General features: G+C 35.9%; 19 protein-coding genes. 8 read left to right on the top strand and 11 right to left on the bottom strand.

All coding sequences use genetic code 11. The annotated features are described in order from the left end of the window. Positions 1 to 106: 106 nt before the first annotated feature. Both J3U57_RS04105 and J3U57_RS04100 read left to right on the top strand, forming a co-directional pair. Positions 107 to 592 carry a GNAT family N-acetyltransferase gene (locus tag J3U57_RS04105; RefSeq protein WP_267343914.1) on the top strand — a complete coding sequence of 162 codons (486 nt, stop codon included), beginning with the start codon at positions 107 to 109 and terminating at the stop codon, positions 590 to 592. An 87-nt stretch (positions 593 to 679) separates the two neighbouring features. After that, complete coding sequence (locus tag J3U57_RS04100) at positions 680 to 1,108, top strand: universal stress protein (protein ID WP_267333478.1); 429 nt, start codon at positions 680 to 682, stop codon at positions 1,106 to 1,108. Positions 1,109 to 1,496: 388 nt separating this feature from the next. Here the strand turns inward: J3U57_RS04100 and rlmKL are convergent, their stop codons facing one another. The 4 genes from rlmKL to J3U57_RS04080 form a co-directional block, all read right to left on the bottom strand. Continuing rightward, a complete protein-coding gene (rlmKL, locus tag J3U57_RS04095) occupies positions 1,497 to 3,620 on the bottom strand; it encodes a bifunctional 23S rRNA (guanine(2069)-N(7))-methyltransferase RlmK/23S rRNA (guanine(2445)-N(2))-methyltransferase RlmL (protein WP_267343913.1) in 2,124 nt (707 codons plus the stop codon). A gap of 234 nt (positions 3,621 to 3,854) precedes the next feature. Further along, positions 3,855 to 4,406, bottom strand: coding sequence for an MltR family transcriptional regulator (locus J3U57_RS04090; RefSeq protein WP_267333476.1), 552 nt, complete (start codon positions 4,404 to 4,406; stop codon positions 3,855 to 3,857). A gap of 6 nt (positions 4,407 to 4,412) precedes the next feature. Next, positions 4,413 to 5,576, bottom strand: coding sequence for a mannitol-1-phosphate 5-dehydrogenase (locus tag J3U57_RS04085; protein ID WP_267343912.1), 1,164 nt, complete (start codon positions 5,574 to 5,576; stop codon positions 4,413 to 4,415). A 76-nt stretch (positions 5,577 to 5,652) separates the two neighbouring features. Continuing rightward, positions 5,653 to 7,527, bottom strand: coding sequence for a PTS mannitol transporter subunit IICBA (locus J3U57_RS04080; RefSeq protein ID WP_267333474.1), 1,875 nt, complete (start codon positions 7,525 to 7,527; stop codon positions 5,653 to 5,655). 303 nt (positions 7,528 to 7,830) lie between these two features. On the opposite strand from J3U57_RS04080, the gene J3U57_RS04075 reads away from it, so the two are divergent. Then, complete coding sequence (locus J3U57_RS04075) at positions 7,831 to 8,583, top strand: hypothetical protein (RefSeq protein ID WP_267343911.1); 753 nt, start codon at positions 7,831 to 7,833, stop codon at positions 8,581 to 8,583. Positions 8,584 to 8,808: 225 nt separating this feature from the next. On the opposite strand, the gene glmS is transcribed toward J3U57_RS04075, so the two are convergent. Together glmS and glmU are read right to left on the bottom strand one after the other, a co-directional pair. Beyond that, positions 8,809 to 10,641: a glutamine--fructose-6-phosphate transaminase (isomerizing) gene (gene glmS, locus J3U57_RS04070; protein ID WP_267333472.1), complete on the bottom strand. Its 1,833-nt coding sequence runs from the start codon at positions 10,639 to 10,641 to the stop codon at positions 8,809 to 8,811. Positions 10,642 to 10,644: 3 nt separating this feature from the next. Then, positions 10,645 to 12,030, bottom strand: a complete 1,386-nt coding sequence (glmU, locus tag J3U57_RS04065; protein ID WP_267343910.1) for a bifunctional UDP-N-acetylglucosamine diphosphorylase/glucosamine-1-phosphate N-acetyltransferase GlmU — start codon at positions 12,028 to 12,030, stop codon at positions 10,645 to 10,647. A gap of 148 nt (positions 12,031 to 12,178) precedes the next feature. Between glmU and hemG the strand changes: the two genes are divergently transcribed. Together hemG and typA are read left to right on the top strand one after the other, a co-directional pair. Beyond that, on the top strand, positions 12,179 to 12,751 hold the full coding sequence (hemG, locus tag J3U57_RS04060; RefSeq protein WP_267333470.1) for a menaquinone-dependent protoporphyrinogen IX dehydrogenase: 573 nt from the start codon (positions 12,179 to 12,181) through the stop codon (positions 12,749 to 12,751). A 127-nt stretch (positions 12,752 to 12,878) separates the two neighbouring features. Continuing rightward, positions 12,879 to 14,705 (top strand): translational GTPase TypA, encoded by a 1,827-nt coding sequence (typA, locus tag J3U57_RS04055; RefSeq protein WP_323849443.1) that lies wholly within the window; start codon positions 12,879 to 12,881, stop codon positions 14,703 to 14,705. Between the two features lie 64 nt (positions 14,706 to 14,769). Here the strand turns inward: typA and J3U57_RS04050 are convergent, their stop codons facing one another. After that, entirely contained in the window at positions 14,770 to 15,189 is a 420-nt protein-coding gene (locus J3U57_RS04050; RefSeq protein WP_065634698.1) for an RnfABCDGE type electron transport complex subunit B, read from the bottom strand. After that, positions 15,189 to 16,901 carry a formate--tetrahydrofolate ligase gene (locus J3U57_RS04045; RefSeq protein WP_416379651.1) on the bottom strand — a complete coding sequence of 571 codons (1,713 nt, stop codon included), beginning with the start codon at positions 16,899 to 16,901 and terminating at the stop codon, positions 15,189 to 15,191. The genes J3U57_RS04050 and J3U57_RS04045 overlap by 1 nt, the downstream gene beginning before the upstream one ends. Before the next feature lie 139 nt (positions 16,902 to 17,040). Between J3U57_RS04045 and sohB the strand changes: the two genes are divergently transcribed. The 3 genes from sohB to J3U57_RS04030 all read left to right on the top strand — a co-directional run bounded on the left by sohB (position 17,041) and on the right by J3U57_RS04030 (position 22,026). Next, positions 17,041 to 18,150 carry a protease SohB gene (sohB, locus tag J3U57_RS04040; protein WP_267343908.1) on the top strand — a complete coding sequence of 370 codons (1,110 nt, stop codon included), beginning with the start codon at positions 17,041 to 17,043 and terminating at the stop codon, positions 18,148 to 18,150. A 551-nt stretch (positions 18,151 to 18,701) separates the two neighbouring features. Continuing rightward, positions 18,702 to 20,402 (top strand): aspartate-alanine antiporter, encoded by a 1,701-nt coding sequence (aspT, locus tag J3U57_RS04035; protein WP_267333467.1) that lies wholly within the window; start codon positions 18,702 to 18,704, stop codon positions 20,400 to 20,402. 28 nt (positions 20,403 to 20,430) lie between these two features. Further along, the gene (locus J3U57_RS04030; RefSeq protein WP_267333466.1) at positions 20,431 to 22,026 is read left to right on the top strand and encodes a bifunctional aspartate transaminase/aspartate 4-decarboxylase; all 1,596 of its coding nucleotides are present in this window, start codon (positions 20,431 to 20,433) and stop codon (positions 22,024 to 22,026) included. Between the two features lie 707 nt (positions 22,027 to 22,733). Here the strand turns inward: J3U57_RS04030 and J3U57_RS04025 are convergent. The 3 genes from J3U57_RS04025 to J3U57_RS04015 all read right to left on the bottom strand — a co-directional run bounded on the left by J3U57_RS04025 (position 22,734) and on the right by J3U57_RS04015 (position 23,651). Continuing rightward, positions 22,734 to 22,919: a hypothetical protein gene (locus J3U57_RS04025; protein ID WP_065798700.1), complete on the bottom strand. Its 186-nt coding sequence runs from the start codon at positions 22,917 to 22,919 to the stop codon at positions 22,734 to 22,736. 265 nt (positions 22,920 to 23,184) lie between these two features. Then, positions 23,185 to 23,484, bottom strand: a complete 300-nt coding sequence (locus tag J3U57_RS04020; protein ID WP_267343907.1) for a hypothetical protein — start codon at positions 23,482 to 23,484, stop codon at positions 23,185 to 23,187. 17 nt (positions 23,485 to 23,501) lie between these two features. Beyond that, positions 23,502 to 23,651 carry a hypothetical protein gene (locus J3U57_RS04015; RefSeq protein ID WP_179854744.1) on the bottom strand — a complete coding sequence of 50 codons (150 nt, stop codon included), beginning with the start codon at positions 23,649 to 23,651 and terminating at the stop codon, positions 23,502 to 23,504. Between the last annotated feature and the right edge of the window lie 23 nt (positions 23,652 to 23,674).

The raw sequence follows: 23,674 nt of genomic DNA, 5'->3' as shown, positions 1-23,674 counted from the left end.
AACAATGACGTTACCTATGGCATTAATAAAAATAATGAATATGATTTAATCGAAAAATAGGTGTAAGTTTATTGAACAGTCATTGTAAATGCTCAGGAAATGTCTTATGCCTTTAGTTACTTATAAGATTGCTAAAACAGCATGTGATTTTGAACAAGGGAAACAACTTTTTTCTGAATATGCTAATCTTTTTTGTCCAAGTTTGTACACGTTAACTATGGAGAATGCATTTAAATCCATTGTACACACTGCATTATACCCTAAAGGAATGTTAATACTTGCTCACATCGGTGTTTCGACTTCGGCAAGCATTGCAGGTTGTATTGGTCTTCGCCATTATGATAATTCCACTGCTGAATTAATACATAAATATGTAAAAAATGAATATAAACAACTTTGTATTGGCCAAGAGTTGATTAAACTTGCTGTGCAACAAGCAAAATTACTTGGTTATGAAAAAGTTTGTACCAACATTTTATCGGCAATGACAGATATCGTTGCTTTGTATCGAAAACTTGGATTTCAACTGTGCAAGCCTCATAACCTTAATTCAGCTAAGGAAGTGATTTTGATGCAAAAAATCATTCGTTAATCAATTAAAAGCGAGTATGATGAATGAATCAAGAGCTATTAAAAAAAATAGGTAAGTTATAAATTTTTACACAGCGAGGTAACAGTTATGTATAAAAAAATTTTGGTTCCTATTGATATCCTTGAGGACGAATTAACCCAAAAAGTCATTCCGCATTTAGAATGTTTAGCGAAATTATCCAATGCCAAAGTTATTTTTTTTCATACTTTACCTGTCGCATCGGCCATAGTTAATGCCTATTCATTTGGATTTGATGAATTTAAAGATCAAGCAACCGTACAAACCGAGCAAGCACTACACAGGTTAATTGATTCGATTAATTTACCGCGTGAAAATTTATCATTTTCAATTGCTTTTGGTAATCCACGAGATGAAATTCTAGCTTTAGCTGACGAAATCAAACCTGATCTTATTATTTTAGGATCAAGGCGACCAAATATTACCACTCACCTTTTAGGATCCAATGCATCGGGCGTGGTACGAGGCGCTCAGACTTCAGTATTAGTAGTTCGTTAGTTTTATTTTATGATGTCCTTTGATGAGGACATCTGTGTTTTTTGGTCCAAAAATACTGTTCCTCAATTTTTGTGTCTAAAAAAGTTTATTGCTTCACATTTTGTATTACACAAATTTCAAGTTCAGCACATTTTGGATATTTTGAACGGGCAGTCATCATCTTCAACGAAGATAACCTATGCATCAACAAGCACAAAACAAGTTTTATTTGCAAATAGGCAAAGCATCACCATTGTATCGAACTTCCACGTTTAGTTTTAATTTTTAGACCGTTATTCTGTAATTAACACATTGTAAAGTCGTAAATTTTCACATTCACGTTTTAAAAATTTTAAGTAAAGAGATGCAGATTAGACTGCATCCTAAATTTGTCACCTTCCGGAATATTTTATTTTTTATGTCTAACAATAAAACAGCAATGTATATGTTTGTTACGTTTAAAATCTAGCGACTGGGTCTTGTCGGTAATGTCTTGATAGGTCAGTCCTAATTTTAGCATGCCGTCAGCATCCATTTTAAATCCGCGTTTATTATTGGAAAAAACAATCGTGCCGTTAGGTCGTAATAAGCGTTTTAAATCAGTCATCAATTTTAGGTGATCACGCTGCACATCAAACGTATCATGCATTCTTTTTGAATTTGAAAACGTTGGTGGATCGATAAAAATTAAGTCAAATTGTTCTTCACTTTGTGCTAAATAAAGCAAGCAGTCAGCTTGAATTAAACGATGCTTTTTACCTGTTAAACCATTTTGTTTTAAGTTACGATCCGCCCATTCTAAGTAGGTGCGAGACATGTCAACTGTAGTTGTTGATTTAGCGTTGCCAAGCCCAGCATAAACACTTGCACTGCCTGTATAAGCAAATAGGTTGAGAAAATCTTTACCTTCACTCATTTCGCCAATCATTTTACGTGCTAAACGATGATCTAAAAATAGACCCGTATCTAAGTAATCAGTGACATTGACCCAAAATTGGGTACGACGTTGGTTAATAGCATATTCATGCACTAAAAAGTAATCTTGTTTTTGTGCAAGTTTTTGGTATTGCTGTTTACCTTTCTGTTTTTCACGGGTTTTTAACACTAATTGATCGGCATTAAGTTCAAGTACTGACATCGTGGCGTTGATAGTATCAAACAAACGTTGTCTGGCTTTTTGTTCTTCAATAGTTTTCGGCGCAGCATATTCTTGAATCACGACTTTATCTTTATATCGATCGATTGCAACATTATATTCCGGCAAATCAGCGTCATACAGACGGTAACATTCTAACTGTTGTTGTGCCGCCCATTTTTCCAGTTTTTGTTTATTTTTACGTAATCGATTAGTGAAATCCAAAGCTGGTAAAGTTGGTGAATTGAGTGATTGTGAATTATCTCGTTTAGCAATAACATAATTTTTTTGCACACAATCTAAAGGTCCATTTTTGGCTTTAAACTGTTTATCGGCGCGCATCTGTAAGCAATCTAATAATTGTGGTGCACCACTGAATAATGATAATCGCCACCCACCAAAGTTTTGTTTAATTCGTTGACCTAATGCCGTATGTAAGGCAATAAGTGCAGGTTCGCTTTCTAAGCGTTCTCCATAAGGTGGGTTACTAATAATCATCCCTGTAGGCGCTGTAGGCAAAGGGTTAGTGAGTTGAGTGACATCTTGCATAGCAAAAGTAATTAATTCACCTACTCCCGCTTGAATTGCATTTTGTTCAGCGCGCTGAAGAACAACCGAATTATTATCGTAACCGATAAATGGGGTCGTGCTTTTGCAAACATTGTGTTTAGCGGCAAAAAGTAGTTCATTCCAGCGTGTTGGGTTGAATCCTTTCCAAGCAAAAAATCCCCATTGTTTACGGTATAATCCTGGTGGAATTTTTGATGCGATCATTGCCGCTTCGATTAGAAGTGTGCCCGATCCACACATAGGATCGATTAATGGTTCATCGTTTTGCCAGCCAGAGCGCATAATGATTGCCGCAGCTAAACTCTCTTTTAACGGTGCTTGCCCAGTTTGTTGGCGGTAGCCTCGCTGGTGTAAACTGTCACCACTTAAATCTAAAGAAAGTGTAACGCGATTTTTATTAAGATAAGCATAAAGACGAATATCAGGATCTTGCTTAGCTACATTAGGTCGCTCATTAGTATGTCTTGTAAAATGGTCAACTATGGCATCTTTAATCTTTAAGGCACCATATTGACTATTGCGAATAAAATCATTTACGCCAATAAAATTAATCACAAACGAGTTATCGACCGCAAAAATATCCGTCCATTTAATATTAACTACACACGAATAAAGATCTAAATCGCTATAAATATCAAATTCGGCAATAGGTAATAAAATACGTGATGCTAAACGAGACCATAATAACGATTGATATAATGTTGTTTCGTCAGCATTAAAATAGACGCCCGATTGCACAATTTTACACTCGCTAGCGCCAATTTGTTCCAACTCTTTTTTTAATAACTCTTCCAGACCTCGTGAAGTACTGGCAAATAATGTTTTCATGCATAATCCACTTAACAATAAAATTGTAGGCATTATACCGACTAATAGTAACTGAGGGAAATAAAGCTCAAATAGAATAATAAAATGACTAAATAATCGATAATTTTATGAAAAAAATAATCACTCAATTAAATCGTTAGTTATAAGCTTTTAGCCAACATTGAATGTAATAACAAAAGCCATGATTAAAACGCATTACTTTTTCAGGTAAATTAAGTCAAATCACTGCAAAATTTATGGGAAATAATCAATTTTTTGTTTATTAACAATTCGAAGTGTCAAATCTGTGATCGCGATGATTAATGCTGAACGAATCATTTGTTGATAGCGATTGTGAAACATGGACGATTTTAAGGTGTCAACAATACCCGATTGCTTGGCCTTTTCGTGTTGTGATGCCCAATTAGGTGGCAGTACCATGTCATGTAATAAGCTAATTGGTCCTAGAATTTCATCATCTAGGTAGGAGTAGCTTTTATCATCTTGTTCAAGTTCTTCTAAAATGGCAATTAATAGTTCTATGTCTTCATAATCTTCACGGCTGATAATGCCTAAAGCATACAGTAGTTTTAAGCATACAGAGGTATCATTAAGCGGTCCATTTTTACCCACTAACGAGGGGATCACAAATTTTATAGCATGCGGCTCTTTACGAAAAACCTTTAGAATCAATTGATTAACACTGTCATTAATTAATTTAATTGCAACTACCAGCAAGTTGTAAATATCAGCTTGCTGGTTAAGTTTTTCAAGTATCGTATCTTCTTGTAATATCGATTCGGGCATTAGAAGTTAAATAAATTGATGATTTTGCATTGCAGTATAAATTTCTTCAATCTGCTTAACAATAGGATTATTAGCATCAATACCTGAGAGCTCGGAAAAAGCTTGTTTCACACCTTTTTCTAGGATAAGTTTGGCCAACTCGACTGCTTGTTCATCATCGTTGTTACGGTAGTTAAGTGCTGCTGCAATACCAATAAGTAAATTCGTATTTTTAACTTGATATTCAACGGTTCCAAGAAGCGGTTTAATTAAACGATCGCCGGCACCCAATTTGCGTATTGGTTGGCGTCCTACTCGAGCAGTATCATCGTGTAAATAAGGGTTTTCAAAACGGGTTAAGATTTTTTCGATATACGCCATATGTTTTTGTTCATCAAAATTATAACGTTTGATTAATACTAAACCACTTTCTTCCATTGCTCCGCGAACAATTAACCGAATTCGTTCATCTAAAATTGCATCACGAATGGTGCTAATATTATTATAAAAGCCTAAGTAAGCGGTAATAGCATGTCCCGTATTTAGCGTAAATAGTTTGCGTTCGACAAAAGCCATCAAATTATCAACTGGTTGCATTCCGTTAATTGATGGAATGGTGCCAACAAACTGGGTTTCGTCCACAATCCATTCAGAAAAAGTTTCAACGGTAACTTCGAGTATATCGCCTGTTTTTGATGTTGCAGGCGGTACTATGCGATCAACAGCAGAATCCACAAAACCAATATGACTATTTACCCATTGATGTAGGTGCTGAGGTAGGGCTTTAACAATTTCTTGCTTAAATTGGCTAGTACCGCGTACCATGTTTTCACAAGCAATGATATTGAGTGGTTTTGTCTGACCTTGTTGGTGTCGGGCAATAATACCTTGGGCAACAGCAGGGGCAATTCTTGTTAAAATTTGTGGGCCAACCGCTGTCGTAATTAAATCGACCTTAGTAATGTAGTCGATAACTTCTGCTGATGTACTATTAATAGCATCGACATTTTTAACTATTTCTGTCGTCGATTGCTCGCCAACCACATTTACCGGATATTCATGGCGCTCAGCAATGGCATCTATAATTTGTTGATTTACATCAGCAAAGGTAACATGTATGCCTGTGTCTGACAGTAATTTTCCGATAAAACCTCGGCCGATGTTGCCGGCACCAAAGTGTAATGCTTGCATAATAATAACCCTTAACAATATATTTAATAATCAATTTATTAGTTGTAATTTCATAATAAATGAATTACACCTTGTTTTAGCTTAATATCGCTAAAACTTCTTCAATACTATTTGTACTAGCCAGTTTAGCAATAATGCTTTCATCATCAAGTGCATTAGTTAGTTTTGCAATGACACTTAGATGCTCATTATTGCGAGCCGCAATACCAATGACTATTTTGGCTTTATCACTTTCTTCTTCACCAAATTGAACACCCGATGGATATTGGCAAAATACAATACCTGTTGTAATGACTTCATCTTTGGATTCGATAGTACCATGTGGTACAGCTATCGATTCACCTAAATAAGTAGAAGTTAATTTTTCACGTTCAAGCATTGCTTCGATGTAAGCGGGTTTTACATATCCATTATCCACGAGTTTTTGACCTGCAAAACGAATCGCTTCTTCTTTGGTGTTGGCTGTTAAGTTTAGGAAAATGTTTTTTTCGCTTAGCTTAAATAAGGGTTTATGCCCAAACGATTGTGAGTTGTCGCTTGATACAGTCGATGATTTTTTATTGTTAGCATGGATTAAATCATTAACTAATTGAGTATACAATTCACTATCTAAAAAATTAGTTAATGATATGTGATGTGCGTTAGGGGCATATTGTTTGGCTCGATCGGTGAGATCTTTATGAGTGATAACAATATCGACTTCAATCGGTAAATTATTAATCGCGGTGTTGCTGACATTAATATCTAAATTAGCATCCTGAATTTTTTTTCGTAAAACGCCAGCACCCATTGCGCTTGAGCCCATTCCAGCGTCACAGGCAACAATGATTTTTTTCACTTGAGTTAAATCTAATTCACTATTTTTATTACCTTTTGCTTCACTTTTCATTGCCGACATATCGGATTTTGCTTCATCAAGACTTTTCGTTGCAGATTTAGTCGTTTTTAATAGAATTGATGCAACCACAAAAGTAACAGCCGCCGCCGCAAGTACTGAAACACTTACACCAACAATCGAATCTTTGGGTGTTACAGCAAGAACCGCAATAATAGATCCAGGTGAAGCGGGAGAACTTAATCCAGCACCAAATAACGTCAATGTAAATACACCAGTCATGCCACCTAAAATCATGGCAATAATTAAGCGAGGATTCATCAACACATAGGGAAAGTAAATTTCATGAATACCACCAAAGAAATGAATAATTGCCGCGCCACTTGCTGAGCCTTTAGCCGCGCCTTTACCAAATAACATATAAGCAACTAACAAACCTAAACCAGGACCAGGATTTGCTTCGATCAAAAAGAATATTGATTGAGCGTGCTCAGCTGCTTGTTGAATTCCTAAAGGTGAAAATACACCATGGTTAATGGCATTATTTAAAAATAATATTTTAGCTGGCTCAACAATGATTGAAGTTAATGGTAACAAATTATGCTGGACCATAAAATCGACACCTTGCGCTAATACACTTGATGCGACAACAACAGAAGGGCCAATTGCAAAAAATGACAATAAAGCGAGTAACATGCCAATAATACCGGCCGAAAAGTTATTCACTAACATTTCAAATCCACTTTTGATTTTACCATCAACAGCTTTATCAAAATGTTTAATGACCCATCCTCCAAGTGGACCGACTATCATTGCACCTAAAAACATTGGAATTGACGAACCGACTATAACGCCCATCGTTGTGATTGCACCAACAACCGCACCTCGTTCACCATGGACTAATTTACCGCCTGTATATCCAATTAACAGTGGCAATAAATAGGTAATCATAGGTTCAACTAATTTAGCTACGGTCGCGTTTGGAAACCAACCGGTAGGTATAAAAATCGCGGTGATAAAGCCCCAAGCGATAAATGCGCCAATATTGGGCATCACCATATTACTTAGGAATCGCCCAAAATTTTGGACTTTCAATTTGATGTTTGCACTTGTCATAATTTAAATCTTTCCTTATTGATTGATATAATCATTATGCAGCTATTGTAGAAGGATATCGTTATTTGATTCATCCAAAAAAATTGACAAATGTGATCAGGGTCACAGTGTTTGTATGGGGCTATTTTTTATTTTTGTGATTAAGATCACAATTTTTGCGGAAGCCATAAGGGGTATCGGTAAACTATGTTTAAAGCGTAAGTTTTATTAATGCATCTTTGTAAGATTAATAGTTCTAAACCGTTAAGATTAATTGTATAATTTTTATAAATTTAAATAACAAAAAATAATCAGAATCGAATTATGCAAAAATTTTTAATCAGTTTAAGTTGTCTTTTTTTATTTAATGGATTGTGCTTTGCAAACGAAATTAATCCTATCCATATTAATAATAGTTATAATATCTTTTCCGATCCTGAATTCATGCCTACTGAAAAAATAATAAAAAAACAGATAATTACAACTTACGCTCAAGATAATGATGGCCCGTTAAAAACAATTTATCATGCCAATGAGCAAGGTTTTTTTGAAAAAGCTATTACCAGTGATGCACAGTATAATATTGATGTTGATTATTCCGTTCATTCAATCAAATATCTTAATAAAAAACTTTGGTTTAAATTAAATGAACAGCAGAACATTACTTCGATTGTTGATGATAAGCAACAAAATGTCAGTTCACTTATCTATAATCAATCAGGTCAACTTATTGAAAAAAATACTGATGATGCGGTTTGGCAACAACCGTTAAAAAGGCGATATGAATACGCAAATAATAAAGTTGTTCGTTATACTGAATGCTGGGATGATGGGTGTAGTTTAGGTGAATATTTCTATAATCCAGCTGGTTGGTTGATAAGAGTCAAAAGTAAAAGCATTGATGATGATGTGAATAATGGTCAATCTAAAAATAATCAAACTGACAATTCGAATTCATACAATATCAAATGTACATTTGCTAAACATAATCAACACGGTGATTGGACATATGGGTATTGCATAACGCCCGATGGTGTGACCAATACTACTTTTTATCGTAAGTTAGAATATTGGTGATTTTGTTATTTTTAATGACTCACTGATTGGTTAACGACCAATTCAATTTTGGCTTTGTAGCAGTCAAATATGCGTTTTTATCAGGGGAAAAAGTGGTTTAATTGTTATAAAGATTTTTTTGGGTAAGTGTTTTCAATCTTTATCTGATTTGTTTAATGTGGAAACATAGGTTTTGATGATGATATCAAAACCTACATTAATTCCTCACATTTTATATAGCGAAACTTACTCTACTGTTACCGATTTTGCCAGATTTCTTGGCTGATCGACGTCAGTTCCTTTAATTAATGCTACGTGATACGCCAGTAGCTGTGTTGGAACCGTGTAGTAGATTGGCGCAGTGAGTTCTTCTATATGTGGTAGGTTGATGATGTGCATTGTGTCATCACTGACAAATCCTGCTTCTTGTTCGGCAAATACGTATAGTTGACCGCCTCGCGCTCGAACTTCTTCGATATTGGATTTTAATTTTTCTAGCATTTCATTCGTTGGTGCCATCACGATGACAGGCATATCTGCATCAATGAGTGCTAATGGGCCGTGCTTGAGCTCGCCTGCTGCGTAAGCCTCGGCATGAATGTAGGATATTTCTTTTAGCTTTAAGGACGCTTCCATGGCTATTGGGTATTCGTCACCACGTCCTAAAAATAGCGCATGATGCTTATCGACAAATTGCCCCGCAAGTTTTTTGATTTCTGGCTCTGTCATTAAAACTTGTTCTATACGATTTGGTAAGGTTTGTAGTGCATGGACTATTGCTTGCTCGGTGCTTTCGGCCATGTCATTGAGTCGCCCAAGTTTGGCAACTAATAAAAGGAGTACGGTTAATTGCGTCGTGAAGGCTTTAGTCGATGCTACGCCAATTTCAACCCCTGCTTTGGTAAGGAGTACCAAATCTGCTTCACGTACTAGTGTTGATGCCGCCACATTACAAACAGCTAATGTGCTTAGGTAGTTATTTTCTTTCGCTAACCGTAGTGCTGCTAGAGTGTCTGCGGTTTCGCCTGATTGGGATAGGGTGATAAATAGGCTGTTTTTGCGACGAGCAGGCTTACGGTAACGAAATTCTGAAGCGATTTCGACGTCGCAAGGTATACCCGCTAAAGCTTCGAACCAATATCGCGCAACCATGCCGGCATTATACGCTGTTCCACATGCAACAATTTGTACATGTTCTACGTGTTTTAAAATGGTTTCAGCCTTTTCACCCAGTTCGGATAAGTCAACTTTGCCATGTTGCATACGACCTTCAAGGGTATTTTTAATGGCGTTTGGTTGTTCATAAATCTCTTTTTGCATATAGTGATTAAAACCAGCTTTACTTCCGGCATCGTATCTAGCATCAGATTCAACACAAGGGCGCGTTGTTTCGCGAAAGTTTTTATCTAATATGGTCACGGTGCGATGTGTTACTAGTGCGATATCACCTTCTTCTAAATAGATGAATTGACGTGTAACCGGCAGTAAGGCAAGTTGATCGGAAGCAATGAAGTTTTCACCAACACCACAGCCAATCACGAGAGGGCTGCCTGAACGAGCCGCAACCAAAATATCGGGATTACGTGTATCCATTATAACGGTGCCGTAAGCACCTCTTAATTGAGGTATGGCTTTTTGTACTGCTTCAAATAATGAGCAACCTTCAGTTGATATGATGTCGTGAATTAAGTGGGCAATCACCTCTGTATCAGTTTCTGAACGAAATTGGTAACCTTTGGCAATGAGTTTTTCACGTAAAGGTTCGAAGTTTTCGATGATACCATTGTGAACAACAGCAATAAAATCTGATACATGTGGATGGGCATTGCGTTCGACAGGTTCACCATGAGTTGCCCAGCGGGTATGGGCTATTCCTGTACTGCCTTTAAGTGGATGGGCTTCAACCGCATCTTTTAATGCTTGTACTTTTCCTACACGCCGAACGCGTTGCAGTTCGCCTGTTGGTGAGATAATAGCAAGTCCTGCTGAGTCATATCCTCGGTATTCCAGACGTTTTAATCCTTCCAGTAATATTTCAGCAATATCACGTTTGGCGATAGCACCCACAATTCCACACATAATTTATTCCTTATTGTTTAACTTTGTTGGACGTTTCCAACCAGAAATCTGTTTTTGTTTTACTCGGCTTATTACCAATTCATTATCCTTAACGTTGGTGGTGACAGTTGTGCCGGCAGCAATAGTGACACCTTTACCAATGTTAACTGGAGCAATTAGCTGAGAGTCGGAGCCGACAAATACGTCATCTTGTATAATGGTTTTAAATTTGTTTGCGCCATCGTAATTACAGGTGATGGTGCCTGCGCCAATATTGACGTTGTTGCCGATTTCACTATCACCAAGATAACTTAAATGCCCCGCTTTGCTTGCTTTGCCTAGATGAGCTTTTTTGAGTTCGACAAAGTTACCTACATGGGCTTGTTCATCAAGCTGTGAACCGGGTCTGAGTCGAGCAAATGGACCTATAGTGCATTGCTGTGCGATGGTTGAATCTTCGATTATGCTGTAAGGACTTATGATTGAATTGTCGTCAATAGTGCAATTTTTTAAAATACAACCTGCACCAATGGTGACGTTATTGCCTAACTTTACCTGCCCTTCAATGATAACATTACTGTCGATGGTGACATCCTTACCGTGGGTAAGTGTACCGCGTAAATCAAAGCGGTTAGGATCGAGTAATGTTACACCCGCTAGTAATAAGTTTTGTGCTTGTTGATGCTGGTATTGGCGTTCTAGAGTGGCTAATTGTAAGCGGTTATTTACACCTTCTACCTCAAATTGTTGCACGGGGTGAGATGTCAGGATAGGGTAGCCATCTTGATGTGCCAGCGCAATGATATCAGTTAGGTAATATTCTTTTTGGGCATTGTTATTGGTTATTTGCGATAGCCATTTTTTAAGTAGTTTACCAGTAACAAGCATTATGCCGGTGTTGACTTCATTTATTTTTTGTTGCTCTGGTGACGCATCTTTTTGCTCGACAATGGCAACGACTTGACCATTTTTCCGTTCTATTCTGCCATAACCTGTTGGATCATCAAGTATAACCGTTAATAGTGCTATGCCTTGTTCTGGTTTGCTGGTAATTAAGTTTTCTAAAGTTTGTTGTGATATGAGCGGGGTATCACCGTATAAAATTAAAATGTCTTGGTTATCTGCAATATGAGGAATAGCTTGTTGTACTGCATGTCCCGTACCGAGCTGCTCTGCTTGATAAATAAGGTGCACAGGTTGATTTTTGAGTGCGTGTTCTAATTGCTCTTTTCCATGACCATAAACAATATTGATCTGATCGATATTTAGTTGTTGAACTGTGTCAATAACATGTTGTAACATCGGTTTAGCGCCAATTTTATGTAAAACTTTAGGTAGGTTGGAGTACATCCGTGTGCCTTTCCCTGCCGCCAAAATAATAGCACTAAGTTTTGGAACTGAAATCGTCATAATCTGTCCGGTTTCTTTAATTTTGTGTAAATTTGTTTATTACTATAATCAAAGTTTTTAATGAAATCACCCCGAATTTATTAATTTTTATCATGAAAAAAGTAATAGTGAAATTTGCCAATGTCTTATTAGATAAGGAAGCAATGTTATGAGTCATGTTGTGAAAGTTTTATTACTTTATACTACGCATGAAAAGCAAACCCTCAAAATCATGCAACGCATAAAAACACAGCTTGGTGATAAATGCGACTGTGATGTTATTCAACTTTTGCCTGATAGCCATATTGATTTAACTAAATATCAGGCAGTTTTGTTGGGATCTTCAATACGTTATGGTTTTTATAGTAAAGTGATGAAGCAATTTATCGATGATAATTATCAGCAATTAAATACCATTCGATCTGGTTTTTTTGGTGTCAATGTGGTGGCTCGTAAGCCAAATAAAAATACGCCAGAAACCAATTTATATACTAAAAAGTTTTTAGCTAAAATTGCCTGGAATCCGACCATTAAAGCGGTTTTTGCTGGTGCACTTTATTATCCTCAATATAATTGGTTCGATCGTAATATGATTCGCTTTATTATGTGGTTAGGAAAGGGCGATACTGATGTGACTAAACCTGTGATTGAATATACCAATTGGGCAAAGGTTGATGAATTTGCCGCACAATTTTATCAGCAAGTCTGTGCTCCATCAGTTTTAGATGGTGTAAAACAATAAGATTTTTATTGATTTTTTACCAATAAATAGTCTGATAAATAAACTTTGTGATATAGATCAACATTTCGAGTAAAAAGGTGTACAATATTGCGCCTAAAGAATCTGTCTCCTAATTGGGATTTTAATTGTGATTGAAAATTTAAGAAATATAGCCATTATTGCGCACGTTGACCATGGTAAAACAACATTGGTTGATAAATTGTTGAAACAATCGGGCACGCTTGATAATTTGCGTGGTGATGATAACGAGCGAATAATGGACTCAAATGCGCTTGAAAAAGAGCGTGGAATTACTATTTTAGCCAAAAATACAGCTATTAATTGGAATGGGTATCGCATTAACATCGTTGATACCCCAGGACATGCTGATTTTGGTGGTGAAGTTGAACGCGTAATGTCGATGGTTGATTCGGTATTATTGCTGGTTGATGCAATGGATGGCCCTATGCCACAAACCCGTTTTGTAACACAAAAAGCGTTTGCTTATGGGTTAAAACCAATTGTTGTTATTAATAAAGTTGACCGTCCAGGTGCACGACCTGATTGGGTTGTTGATCAAGTCTTTGATCTATTTGTTAATTTGGGTGCAACTGATGAACAGTTGGATTTCCCAATAGTTTATGCTTCAGCATTAATGGGTATTGCAGGTCTTGATCATGAGCATATGGCGCAAGACATGACACCATTATTTGAAGCAATTGTGAAATATGTTGAGCCACCAAAAGTCGATTTAGATGGTCCATTCCAAATGCAAATCTCACAACTTGATTATAATAATTATGTTGGTGTTATCGGGATTGGTCGTATTAAACGTGGTCGGGTCAAACCAAATCAACAAGTAACAATTGTTGATAGTGAGGGCAACAAACGTACTGGTAAAGTGGGTCAAGTTTTAGGTCATTTAGGCTTGCAACGTTATGAAGCTGAAGTTGCCGAAGCGGGTGATATTATTGCTTTAACTGGTCTTGGTGAATTGGGTATTTCTGATACGATTTGTGATAATAGTTGTGTTGAAGCTCTACCTGCGTTAACCGTAGATGAACCAACGGTTACCATGTTCTTTAATGTTAATAGTTCACCTTTTGCCGGTAAGGAAGGTAAATTTGTCACTTCTCGTCAAATTTTAGAACGTTTAAGAAAAGAACTGGTTCATAATGTGGCACTTCGTGTTGAGGAAACGCCTGATCCTGATGCATTTAAAGTGTCGGGTCGCGGTGAGTTGCACTTATCTGTGTTAATTGAAAATATGCGCCGTGAAGGTTATGAATTAGGTGTTTCGCGCCCTAAAGTTATTTATCGTGAAATCGACGGTAAAAAACAAGAACCTTTTGAACAAGTAACGCTAGATATTGAAGAACAACATCAAGGTTCAGTGATGGAAGCACTTGGTTTGCGTAAAGGTGATTTAACCAATATGTTACCTGATGGTAAAGGGCGTGTGCGTTTAGATTATGTTATTCCTAGCCGCGGTCTTATCGGTTTTAGAACTGAATTTATGACCATGACTTCAGGTACTGGTTTACTTTATTCGACTTTTAGTCATTATGATGATGTTCGTCCTGGCGAAATTGGTCAACGTAATAATGGTGTGATGATTTCTAACGGTACCGGTAAAGCATTAGCGTATGCACTTTATAGCTTGCAAGACCGTGGTAAGTTGTTCTTGGGTCATGGTGCCGAAGTGTACGAAGGTCAAATTATTGGTATTCATACACGCTCTAATGATTTAACTGTTAACTGTTTAACGGGTAAAAAACTAACTAATATGCGAGCATCAGGTACTGATGAGGCAACCACGCTTTCACCACCAGTGAAAATGTCATTAGAACAAGCATTAGAGTTTATTGATGATGATGAGTTAGTCGAAGTTACGCCATTGTCTATTCGTTTACGTAAACGTCATTTAACTGAAAATGATCGTAAGCGCGCATTTAGAAGTAACAATAAAGACTAATTGTTGAGAATGCTAACAGCTCAATGGGTTGTTAGCATTTATTCTGCTTAAATTGAAAACCTCGCTAATTAGCGAGGTTTTTTCTTGCCTTAACTCTGGCTATTGCATCAGCAATGGATTGTTTTCGATCTTTTTGACTCGTATCACTTGTGTTTTTAACTTCCATTGTGCGCGGAAATAAGATCGTTGGTGGTACCAGTTGATTGTGATTTAACCGTTGTTGTTTTTTTTGTGTTAATTGTAACTCTTCACTTTCGGTTAATGCCTCACCTAAAGTACTTAGCGTAATACAGTCGGTAGGGCAGGTATTGATGCAATTACTGCATGATGTACATAACTTCGGCAAAATGGTATGTAATACTTGTTTGCTGCCAACAATTGCATCTGTCGGGCAGACGCGGATGCATTTGCCACAACCTATACAGTTTTGTTCATCAATAAACGCTTTATATTGTTGTTTGGTTTGCATAATCACTTCTTGCATTAACTTAAACCTACAATATTACCATCTTTGTCAATATCGATTTGTCGATAAGCCGGATTAGTCCCAAGCCCTGGCATAGTCATCACATTGCCTGCGTAAACACGAATAAATCCCGCCCCTGCTGAAATTGCTAAATGGCTAATGTCAACGTCAAAGTTGGTTGGCACATTTTTTAAGTTGGCATCAGCACTAATTGACATTGGTGTTTTAGCAATACATAGCGGTAGATGATCGAGCTTTAATGCCTCAATTTCTTTGATATTTTCGATTGCTTTAGCTGATAGGTTAGCTTTGTTAGCACCGTATTTTTTCACCATAGTTTGGATTTTATCAATTAGTGGCATTGTGTTAGGGTAAGGTAATTTAATTTCACTTGGCATCTCACACGCTTTAATTACATGGTTAGCTAATTTTTCAGCACCCTTGCCACCTTTAGTAAACACTTCGCTAACCTCACAAGCAAATGCGCCATGTTCAACGGCATATTTTTGTAAGAATGCGAGTTCTTCTTCGCTATCATGTGGGAAACGGTTAATCGCAACTATGACTTGTAGCCCATAACTTTTGGCATTTTTGATATGCCATGCTAAGTTAGCGGCGCCAATTTCAAGTAATTCAACATTAGATTCAGAGATTTCTTTTGGAATTGCTTGACCCGGTTTAATATTATATTTACCGCTGTTAGATTTTAAACTTCGAACAGTTGCCACTAATACCACGCAATCGGCTTTGATACCTGCTTGACGATATTTGATATTAAAGAATTTTTCCATTCCCATGTCAGAACCAAATCCAGCTTCAGTAACCACATAGTCGGCAAGTTTTAATGCAATGCGGTCAGCAATCACCGAGGAGTTTCCATGTGCAATGTTAGCAAAAGGACCTGCATGAATTAACACCGGCGTATTCTCAACTGTTTGCATTAAATTTGGGTTAATAGCATTTTTTAGTAATACAGTCATTGCGCCAGCTACTTCAAGCTGCTCGGCAGTGATTGGTTCGCCTTGCGTATTGTAAGCTAAGATTATGCGACCAATACGAGCGCGCATATCATGTAAATCTGAAGCTAACGCTAAAATTGCCATTAATTCTGATGCAGCTGTGATTTCAAAGCCATCACGTCTTTCAACGCCATTTAAGCCTCCACCAACTCCAACAGTAATATTGCGTAAAGCACGATCGTTGTGATCGATAACACGTTTCCAAACGATACGATTGACATCAATATTTAATCGAGCTAACCCTGTTTGTGCGGTAAATTCATCACCTAAACGATCTTCATGATATAAACGAGAGTCCAATGCAGCAGAGGCTAAATCGTGAGCTGCAGTAATTGCATGAATGTCACCTGTCAAATGTAGATTTAAGGTTTCCATGGGTAATACTTCGGCTTGCCCACCACCGGCGGCCCCACCTTTAACGCCAAAAACGGGACCAAGACTTGGTTGACGAATACAAGCAATTGCTTTTTTCCCAATATAGTTTAGACCTTCACTTAGTCCAATAGTATTGACGGTTTTCCCTTCACCTAAAGGCGTTGGCGTAATGGCTGTTACAAGGACTAATTTACCATTTTCTCTATTTTGGTTGGCGTTTATAAGTGATAAGTCAATTTTTGCGACATATTTGCCGTAAGGTAGTACAAACTCCTCAGGAATATTAGCTTGCTTGGCGATTTCGGTAATTGGACGTAAAGACATTTTAATTCTCATATAACAGTAAATTAGGCTATCAGTATAAATAATTTGATTTGCCGAATAAAGCAACAATTTTATCTTTGTTAATTTTCGGCACATTCCTTTATTATATTGTTATAATAATTGTAACATTCACTCTAAGGATAATTGTTAAATGAATTTTTTTTCACAATATGCACTTTTTTTAGCTGAGACCGTGACAGTGGTAGTCGCTATTTTAGCGGTACTGATTTTTATTATCAGTCAACGTCGAAAATCGGTAACGGCAGCAGGACGCCTATCTGTTAAAGATATCAGTGAAGAATACGAACAAATTAAAGATGATATGTTAATCTCTAGCATGGATGAAGTTGAGGCTAAAGAGTTTAATAAAGATCTAAAAAAACAGAAAAAAAATGAGAAAAAACAAGCAAAATTAGCGATAAAACAAAAGAAACAACAAACAAAAAGCAGTGAACAAACGGTAGATACCACGGCTGTAGATAGCTCAGCTATTGAAGCCTCAAGCGAACCACCGCAAAAGTCCAAACCAAAACTATTTGTGTTATCGTTTAATGGCAGTATGGATGCACATGAAGTTGACGAATTACGCCAAGAAATTACTGCGGTTTTAGCCATTATTAAACCCGAAGATGAAGTTGTCGTTAAGCTTGAAAGCCCAGGCGGGGTCGTTCATGGTTATGGTTTAGCGGCTTCGCAACTATTACGTTTTAGAACACGTAATATTCCTTTCACCGCCGTTGTCGATAAAGTCGCAGCAAGTGGTGGATATATGATGGCATGTACCGCCAATAAAATAGTCGCGGCACCTTTTGCAATCGTTGGTTCAATTGGTGTGGTTGCGCAAATTCCAAACTTCAACCGTTTACTTAAAAAGCATGATGTCGATATTGAATTACAGACCGCAGGTGAATACAAACGTACATTAACGATGTTTGGTGAAAATACGGATGAAGGTCGTCAAAAATTTAAGCAAGAGCTGGAAGAAACGCATCTATTATTTAAGGATTTTGTGAAAGAATATCGGCCTAATATCAATATAGATGAAGTTGCTACCGGCGAACATTGGTTTGCTACTCAAGCTAAAGATAAAGGTTTAGTTGACGAAATTAGTACCAGTGATGACTTTATCTTATCGCATTTAGATACCCATAAAATTATCTCGGTCAGTTATCAACGTAAGCAAAAACTCTCTGAAAAATTGTCAAAAAACGTGGTAAAAAGTATGGAAAGACTATTTTTTAGACAAGGAAATGGGCTGTAAAGCCCTTTTTATTTTCTACAATTTTTATTATTCAACAAAAATATATCGCATAGTAAAAAACTACATACGAGTTAGCCTTATATGTAAGGGAAACTTCAAAAGTAAGATATTTATATTTAACTTATTTGTTCAAATAATATTTTTTGAAAATAGTTTTTCGGATAAAACATTTTTGGAAATAAACAATTATGATTATGTTAATTGTTTATACTGACTGAGTGAAAACTTTTCCCATTCTCTTTTTTATGTAAAGTATCAAAGAAAATATTTCTATTCGTTGTATTTATAGGGTTATAGTTGCCTAACGATTAACGACGGGCAAACAAGCAAAAGTGTAGATCTTATAAATATCGTAGTGTTATAAAAAAATAAGACATTGCATTGTTATTTTTTTATAAATAATATCAATTATAAAAATTAACTTTCTATTCTTGCAATAGCAGTTTAATATATAAACGTATTCATAAAATTGAATGAATATTCTTTAAGTCCCTTTTTATTTCTTTTCTTACATTCTTAATTCATCTTTTTAGCACTTGAGGACAATTATTATGTTTCAATGGCTTTCACACTGGATTTTAAATGGGATTCAACACTCACCCGAAATTCTTTTATTTCTTTCTTTGAGTTTAGGATATTTAATTGGTGCTATTCGGATTGGTAAATTCCAACTGGGTGGTGTTGCAGGTTCGTTACTGGTTGCCGTTGCATTGAGTGTTTTTGGCGTGACAGTTGATGCTGGCGTTAAGGCGGTTCTTTTCGCGCTCTTTATTTATGCGGTTGGTTTTGAAAGCGGACCACAGTTTTTTCGTTCGCTTGGTGTCAAAACTTTGCGTGAAATCTTTTTAGCGTTATTTATTGCCGTTGCAGGTTTAGCGACAGTTGTTGTGTTAGCTAAAGTGTTTAATTTAGATAAAGGTCTAGCTGCGGGACTTGCTGCTGGTGGTCTTACTCAATCTGCCATTATGGGCACCGCATCTGATGCATTAAGTCAATTAGGGTTAAGTGTTGAAGAACTTCATAAAATGCAAGCTAATGTCACTATTGGTTATGCAGTAACCTATATCTTTGGTTCTTTAGGCGCCATTATTATTTGTGTCAATATTTTGCCAAAAATCATGGGAAAAGATATTGCTGATGACGCTATAAAAGCACAAGCAGAACAATTGCATGGTTCTTTATTGTTAGGTTCTAATCAAAATTTAGCACTATCAGATATTACCGGTCGTTTATATCGCGTGACGAATAAAATTGATCAGAATGTTAGCGAAATTGAGAAAACAGTTAATGGTATAAGTATTGAAAAAATAAAGCGTGGCAATAAAATTATTGAAGCCACACCAGACACAGTTATTGAAGTTAGGGATATTATTTTAGTTGTTGGCCACCGTGATGCAATGATTCAAGCAAGTGATCTTCTTGGCACTGAAATTAATTCAGTATCGGGTATGGATGTTGTGATGAATACTCAAGACGTTGAGATGCGTAATTCACGTTATGTTGGCGAAAATTTAACACAAGTCCTATCATCGGAAGAGGTTATTCAATTAAAGCATGGTATTTATCTAATTGCAATTCATCGAGATGGCGAGTCATTGCCATTAAATAATGATATTTATTTAAAATTAGGCGATGTGATAACCATTTATGGCTCTGATGGTGATCTTAAACGTGTTGTTGATAAAATTGGTGCGCCGATTACTCGTAGTGAAAAAACTGACTGGATTTTCCATGGTTTAGGATTGGTTGTTGGTCTTATTATCGGTTTAATTGTTATCCGTGTGAGCGATATCCCAATTACATTAGGCGCTGGTGGTGGGGCTTTGTTGTCAGGTTTGTTATTTGGTTGGTACCGTTCAATTCATCAAACTGTTGGTAACATTCCAAGTGGTGCTATTCAATTATTGAAAGATTTTGGCTTAGCTGGTTTTGTTGCTGTAGTTGGTTTAAGTTCTGGTTTACAGGCAATTAATACCATTGAAGAACAAGGATTATCGCTATTTTTAATTGGAGTGGTTGTTACTGTCTTGCCTATGTTATTAGCTATTTACTTTGGTAAATATGTCCTTGGCTATAAAAATGTAGCGGTATTTGCTGGTGCATTGGCGGGAGCTCGTAGTGCTAATCCAGCTTTCGGTGAAGTGCTAAATAAGGCAGGAAATTCTACACCAACCAATTCTTTTGCTATTACTTATGCTTTAGCTAATGTTTTCCTAACTTTGTTAGGTCCATTAGTTGTGGCTTTTGTTTAATTGGAATATAAAAGTAAAGGTACAGATCATGAAAAACACAACAGACTTTTCAAAGTATGCCAATTTGAGTCCTTTTGAGTTAAAAGATAATTTAATTAAACTTGCACAAAGTCGTGCAGATCGCGTTATGTTAAATGCCGGCCGTGGTAATCCTAATTTTCTTGCTACTTTTCCTCGTCAGGCGTTTTTTCAATTAGGCGTGTTTGCTATTCAAGAATCAGAAATGTCTTATTCTTACTTGAATGAAGGGGTAGGTGGCTTTCCCATTAAAGCCGGTCTAACTGGGCGTTTTGAGCATTTTATTCGACAAAATTACCAAACGCCTGGTGTTGCTTTTTTAGGTAAAGCGTTTTCTTATATTCGTGATCAGTTAGGTCTTGATGAGAATAAGTTTTTGCAAGAAATGGTTGAAGGCATCTTAGGATGTAATTATCCCGTTCCCGATCGAATGTTAACCTTAAGTGAGGAAGTGGTAAAATCTTATGTGCTTGAGCAAATGGGTGCGCAGTATTTACATCGTGATGAATTAGACCTTTTTGCAGTTGAAGGTGGCACAGCTGCTATGGCCTATATATTTAATTCAATGAAAGAGAATGGATTAATTGAAAAAGGGGACAAAATAGCTATCGGCGCGCCTATTTTTACCCCATATCTTGAAATACCGAGTTTAAATGATTATCAACTCGTTGAGGTACTAATCAATTCAGATCCAAATCTAAATTGGCAATACCCTGAATCTGAATTACGTAAATTAGAAGATCCATCCATTAAAGCTTTTTTCCTTGTTAATCCGTCTAACCCACCTTCAGTTAAAATCGATAATAAAAGCTTAAAAATTATTGCTGATATTGTGAAAAAACGCCCTGATTTGATCATTTTAACTGATGATGTTTATGGGACTTTTGCTGATAACTTTCAATCTTTATTTGCTATTTGCCCTAAAAATACCATTTTAGTTTATTCATTTTCTAAATATTTTGGCGCGACAGGTTGGCGTTTAGGAGTAATTGCGCTTAGCCATGATAATGTTATCGACAAAACTATTAGAGCATTACCAAGTAAGACAAGAAAGATTCTTGATAAACGTTACAGTTCAATTGTTACCGATCCTGAAAATCTCAAATTTATTGATCGCTTAGTAGCAGATAGCCGAGCGGTTGCCTTAAATCATACTGCTGGTTTGTCAACGCCACAGCAAGTACAAATGGTTCTTTTTGCGTTATGTGAAATGATGGATGCCGATCAAAGTTATAAGGCGACGTTAAAGACGATTATTCGTCGCCGTGCGGCTTCACTTTATCAGCATTTAGGTTTGAAACACAAAACAGATGAAAACAATGTCGATTACTATACGCTAATTGATTTAGAACATATTTGTCGAGAACTTTATGATGATAAGTTTGCTAAATGGATCTTAAAAAATAAAAATCCTTCTGAAATGCTATTTAGAATTGCCGATGAAGCGGGAGTGGTATTGCTTCCAGGTAAAGGATTTGCGGTGCAGCATCCGTCTGCGCGTGCTTCCTTGGCCAATTTAAATGAGTATCAATATGCCGCAATCGGTTTATCAATGCGTAAACTGGCTCAGGAATATTATGATGAGTATAAAACAAAAAGTAAGTAACTGATAACATCAATTTAATCTTAACAAGTTAACAGTGTTAGGCCCTGACTTGATAGTTAGGGCTTTTTTATTGTCTGTATTCAGTTATATTTTTTATTTCATTTAAAATTATATTATAGATTTTTTTAAAATCTTAAAAAATTACTCTGAATCGATATTAGTATCAAACGTCAATTTGTGTGTCCGTCTTCGACAATAACTATAAATTTATAGAGTGTTTAAAACTGCGTTAAATGTGATGATAAACATATCTGTATCAGAAAATTCAAATCTATTGCGTTGTCATTGGGCGATGTTTTTTGATACTTCGTTATCATTGTGTACTAAGTTTGGATAATATCTAGGTCTTATCTATTATTAAAACAAGATTAAATCAATTTCAGGGCGTTTTATTGAAAGCAATTGATTTATCTAAAATTGAAAAATATTTATTACTTATTCAATTATGCTCTACTTTATTAGCTTACCAATTATGTTATGACTTTTTTTGTTATTGCGTAACGTTATGGTTATTTTTTAGTTTTGCTATTCTTTATAATTATTATTTTTAAGTACTTTTATGGTAAAAGATCAAAAAATTATTTTAGAACATAATGTAAAGATTGAATGTATTATTTTAATAGATTAATTTGATAATTCATCTATTGAATAAATGCCATTATTTTTCACAATTTTAATGTTTTTTATTTATATAAATAATGAGGTAGTTAATCTTTAAAATCATTGCGATGTTTGATTTCAAATTCATTTTTACAATTCTGGTTGCAATATGCTAATCCATCAGGAGTTGGATTGTTGCAATTACGGCAGTATTTGTTAATTTTTTGAGCAAATACATTAGAATCATTTAAGATTGATTCTATATCCTTTTCAGGACTGTTTTTTATTACCATACAAATTATCCTCAATAATGAAATAAGATTTTCAAATTCAACGATGATTTAATAACTTTATTTTGTTATTCAGTATCTCGCTCAGATTAACTGTTTGATAAAAGACTGGTATTTTTGCTAATAAGGAAAATTGTAAGTTAATGTAATCTGTATTGTATATCTGTTTTAATATCAACCTATTCTTTTATATCTGTCTCTGTTTTTTAGCATGAATACTGAGTTGTTTATCATCTAATTTATTTTCTGTTAATTTAATTAAGCTACATTAATAAGCATTTTTATTTAATAACATTAGTGAATGTTGTTTAAATTCAAACTGTGCTTGAGAATAACAAATATCAATAATAAATTGGTGATATATCTTTGCATCAACACTATGGTTGTCTAATTTTAATTTAAGTAATGCCAATATTTGCCAATCATTCTCATTACTAAAATTGCCCATTAGCTCATCAGCACGTTTATCAATCCATTCCTCTTGAGCATCTTGTTGTTCGATTTTATCGAGCATTTTGTAATAACTCGCTTCGTAGCTATTTTCGACTAATTGTTGCAACTGACGCATGATTCACCCAATTGTCATTAATAAAAAGCAATTAACAAGGCGACCAATCCCATAAAGATTAATATTAGATTGGCAAAGTAGATAAATCGGATTTCGTGTTTAGTCAATTGATAATCTTTGTCAAATCTGTTTTTGGTTTTAATATTAATAAAATCTCTATTAATCATGATATTTCCTTAAAAAAGGCCCC

The sequence above is a fragment of the Gilliamella sp. B3464 genome, assembly GCF_026536145.1.
Lineage (GTDB): Bacteria > Pseudomonadota > Gammaproteobacteria > Enterobacterales > Orbaceae > Gilliamella.
The sequence above is the reverse complement of the archived record's forward strand: the minus strand, read 5'-3'. Positions and strand labels throughout refer to the sequence as shown.

What these genes read in the sequence shown, in the direction of transcription:
- J3U57_RS04105 (WP_267343914.1), top strand. Translation starts at nt 107, where the DNA reads ATGCCTTTAGTTACTTATAAGATTGCTAAAACAGCATGTGATTTTGAA.
- J3U57_RS04100 (WP_267333478.1), top strand. Translation starts at nt 680, where the DNA reads ATGTATAAAAAAATTTTGGTTCCTATTGATATCCTTGAGGACGAATTA.
- rlmKL (WP_267343913.1), bottom strand. Translation starts at nt 3,620, where the DNA reads ATGAAAACATTATTTGCCAGTACTTCACGAGGTCTGGAAGAGTTATTA.
- J3U57_RS04090 (WP_267333476.1), bottom strand. Translation starts at nt 4,406, where the DNA reads ATGCCCGAATCGATATTACAAGAAGATACGATACTTGAAAAACTTAAC.
- J3U57_RS04085 (WP_267343912.1), bottom strand. Translation starts at nt 5,576, where the DNA reads ATGCAAGCATTACACTTTGGTGCCGGCAACATCGGCCGAGGTTTTATC.
- J3U57_RS04080 (WP_267333474.1), bottom strand. Translation starts at nt 7,527, where the DNA reads ATGACAAGTGCAAACATCAAATTGAAAGTCCAAAATTTTGGGCGATTC.
- J3U57_RS04075 (WP_267343911.1), top strand. Translation starts at nt 7,831, where the DNA reads ATGCAAAAATTTTTAATCAGTTTAAGTTGTCTTTTTTTATTTAATGGA.
- glmS (WP_267333472.1), bottom strand. Translation starts at nt 10,641, where the DNA reads ATGTGTGGAATTGTGGGTGCTATCGCCAAACGTGATATTGCTGAAATA.
- glmU (WP_267343910.1), bottom strand. Translation starts at nt 12,030, where the DNA reads ATGACGATTTCAGTTCCAAAACTTAGTGCTATTATTTTGGCGGCAGGG.
- hemG (WP_267333470.1), top strand. Translation starts at nt 12,179, where the DNA reads ATGAGTCATGTTGTGAAAGTTTTATTACTTTATACTACGCATGAAAAG.
- J3U57_RS04050 (WP_065634698.1), bottom strand. Translation starts at nt 15,189, where the DNA reads ATGCAAGAAGTGATTATGCAAACCAAACAACAATATAAAGCGTTTATT.
- J3U57_RS04045 (WP_416379651.1), bottom strand. Translation starts at nt 16,901, where the DNA reads ATGAGAATTAAAATGTCTTTACGTCCAATTACCGAAATCGCCAAGCAA.
- sohB (WP_267343908.1), top strand. Translation starts at nt 17,041, where the DNA reads ATGAATTTTTTTTCACAATATGCACTTTTTTTAGCTGAGACCGTGACA.
- aspT (WP_267333467.1), top strand. Translation starts at nt 18,702, where the DNA reads ATGTTTCAATGGCTTTCACACTGGATTTTAAATGGGATTCAACACTCA.
- J3U57_RS04030 (WP_267333466.1), top strand. Translation starts at nt 20,431, where the DNA reads ATGAAAAACACAACAGACTTTTCAAAGTATGCCAATTTGAGTCCTTTT.
- J3U57_RS04025 (WP_065798700.1), bottom strand. Translation starts at nt 22,919, where the DNA reads ATGGTAATAAAAAACAGTCCTGAAAAGGATATAGAATCAATCTTAAAT.
- J3U57_RS04020 (WP_267343907.1), bottom strand. Translation starts at nt 23,484, where the DNA reads ATGCGTCAGTTGCAACAATTAGTCGAAAATAGCTACGAAGCGAGTTAT.
- J3U57_RS04015 (WP_179854744.1), bottom strand. Translation starts at nt 23,651, where the DNA reads ATGATTAATAGAGATTTTATTAATATTAAAACCAAAAACAGATTTGAC.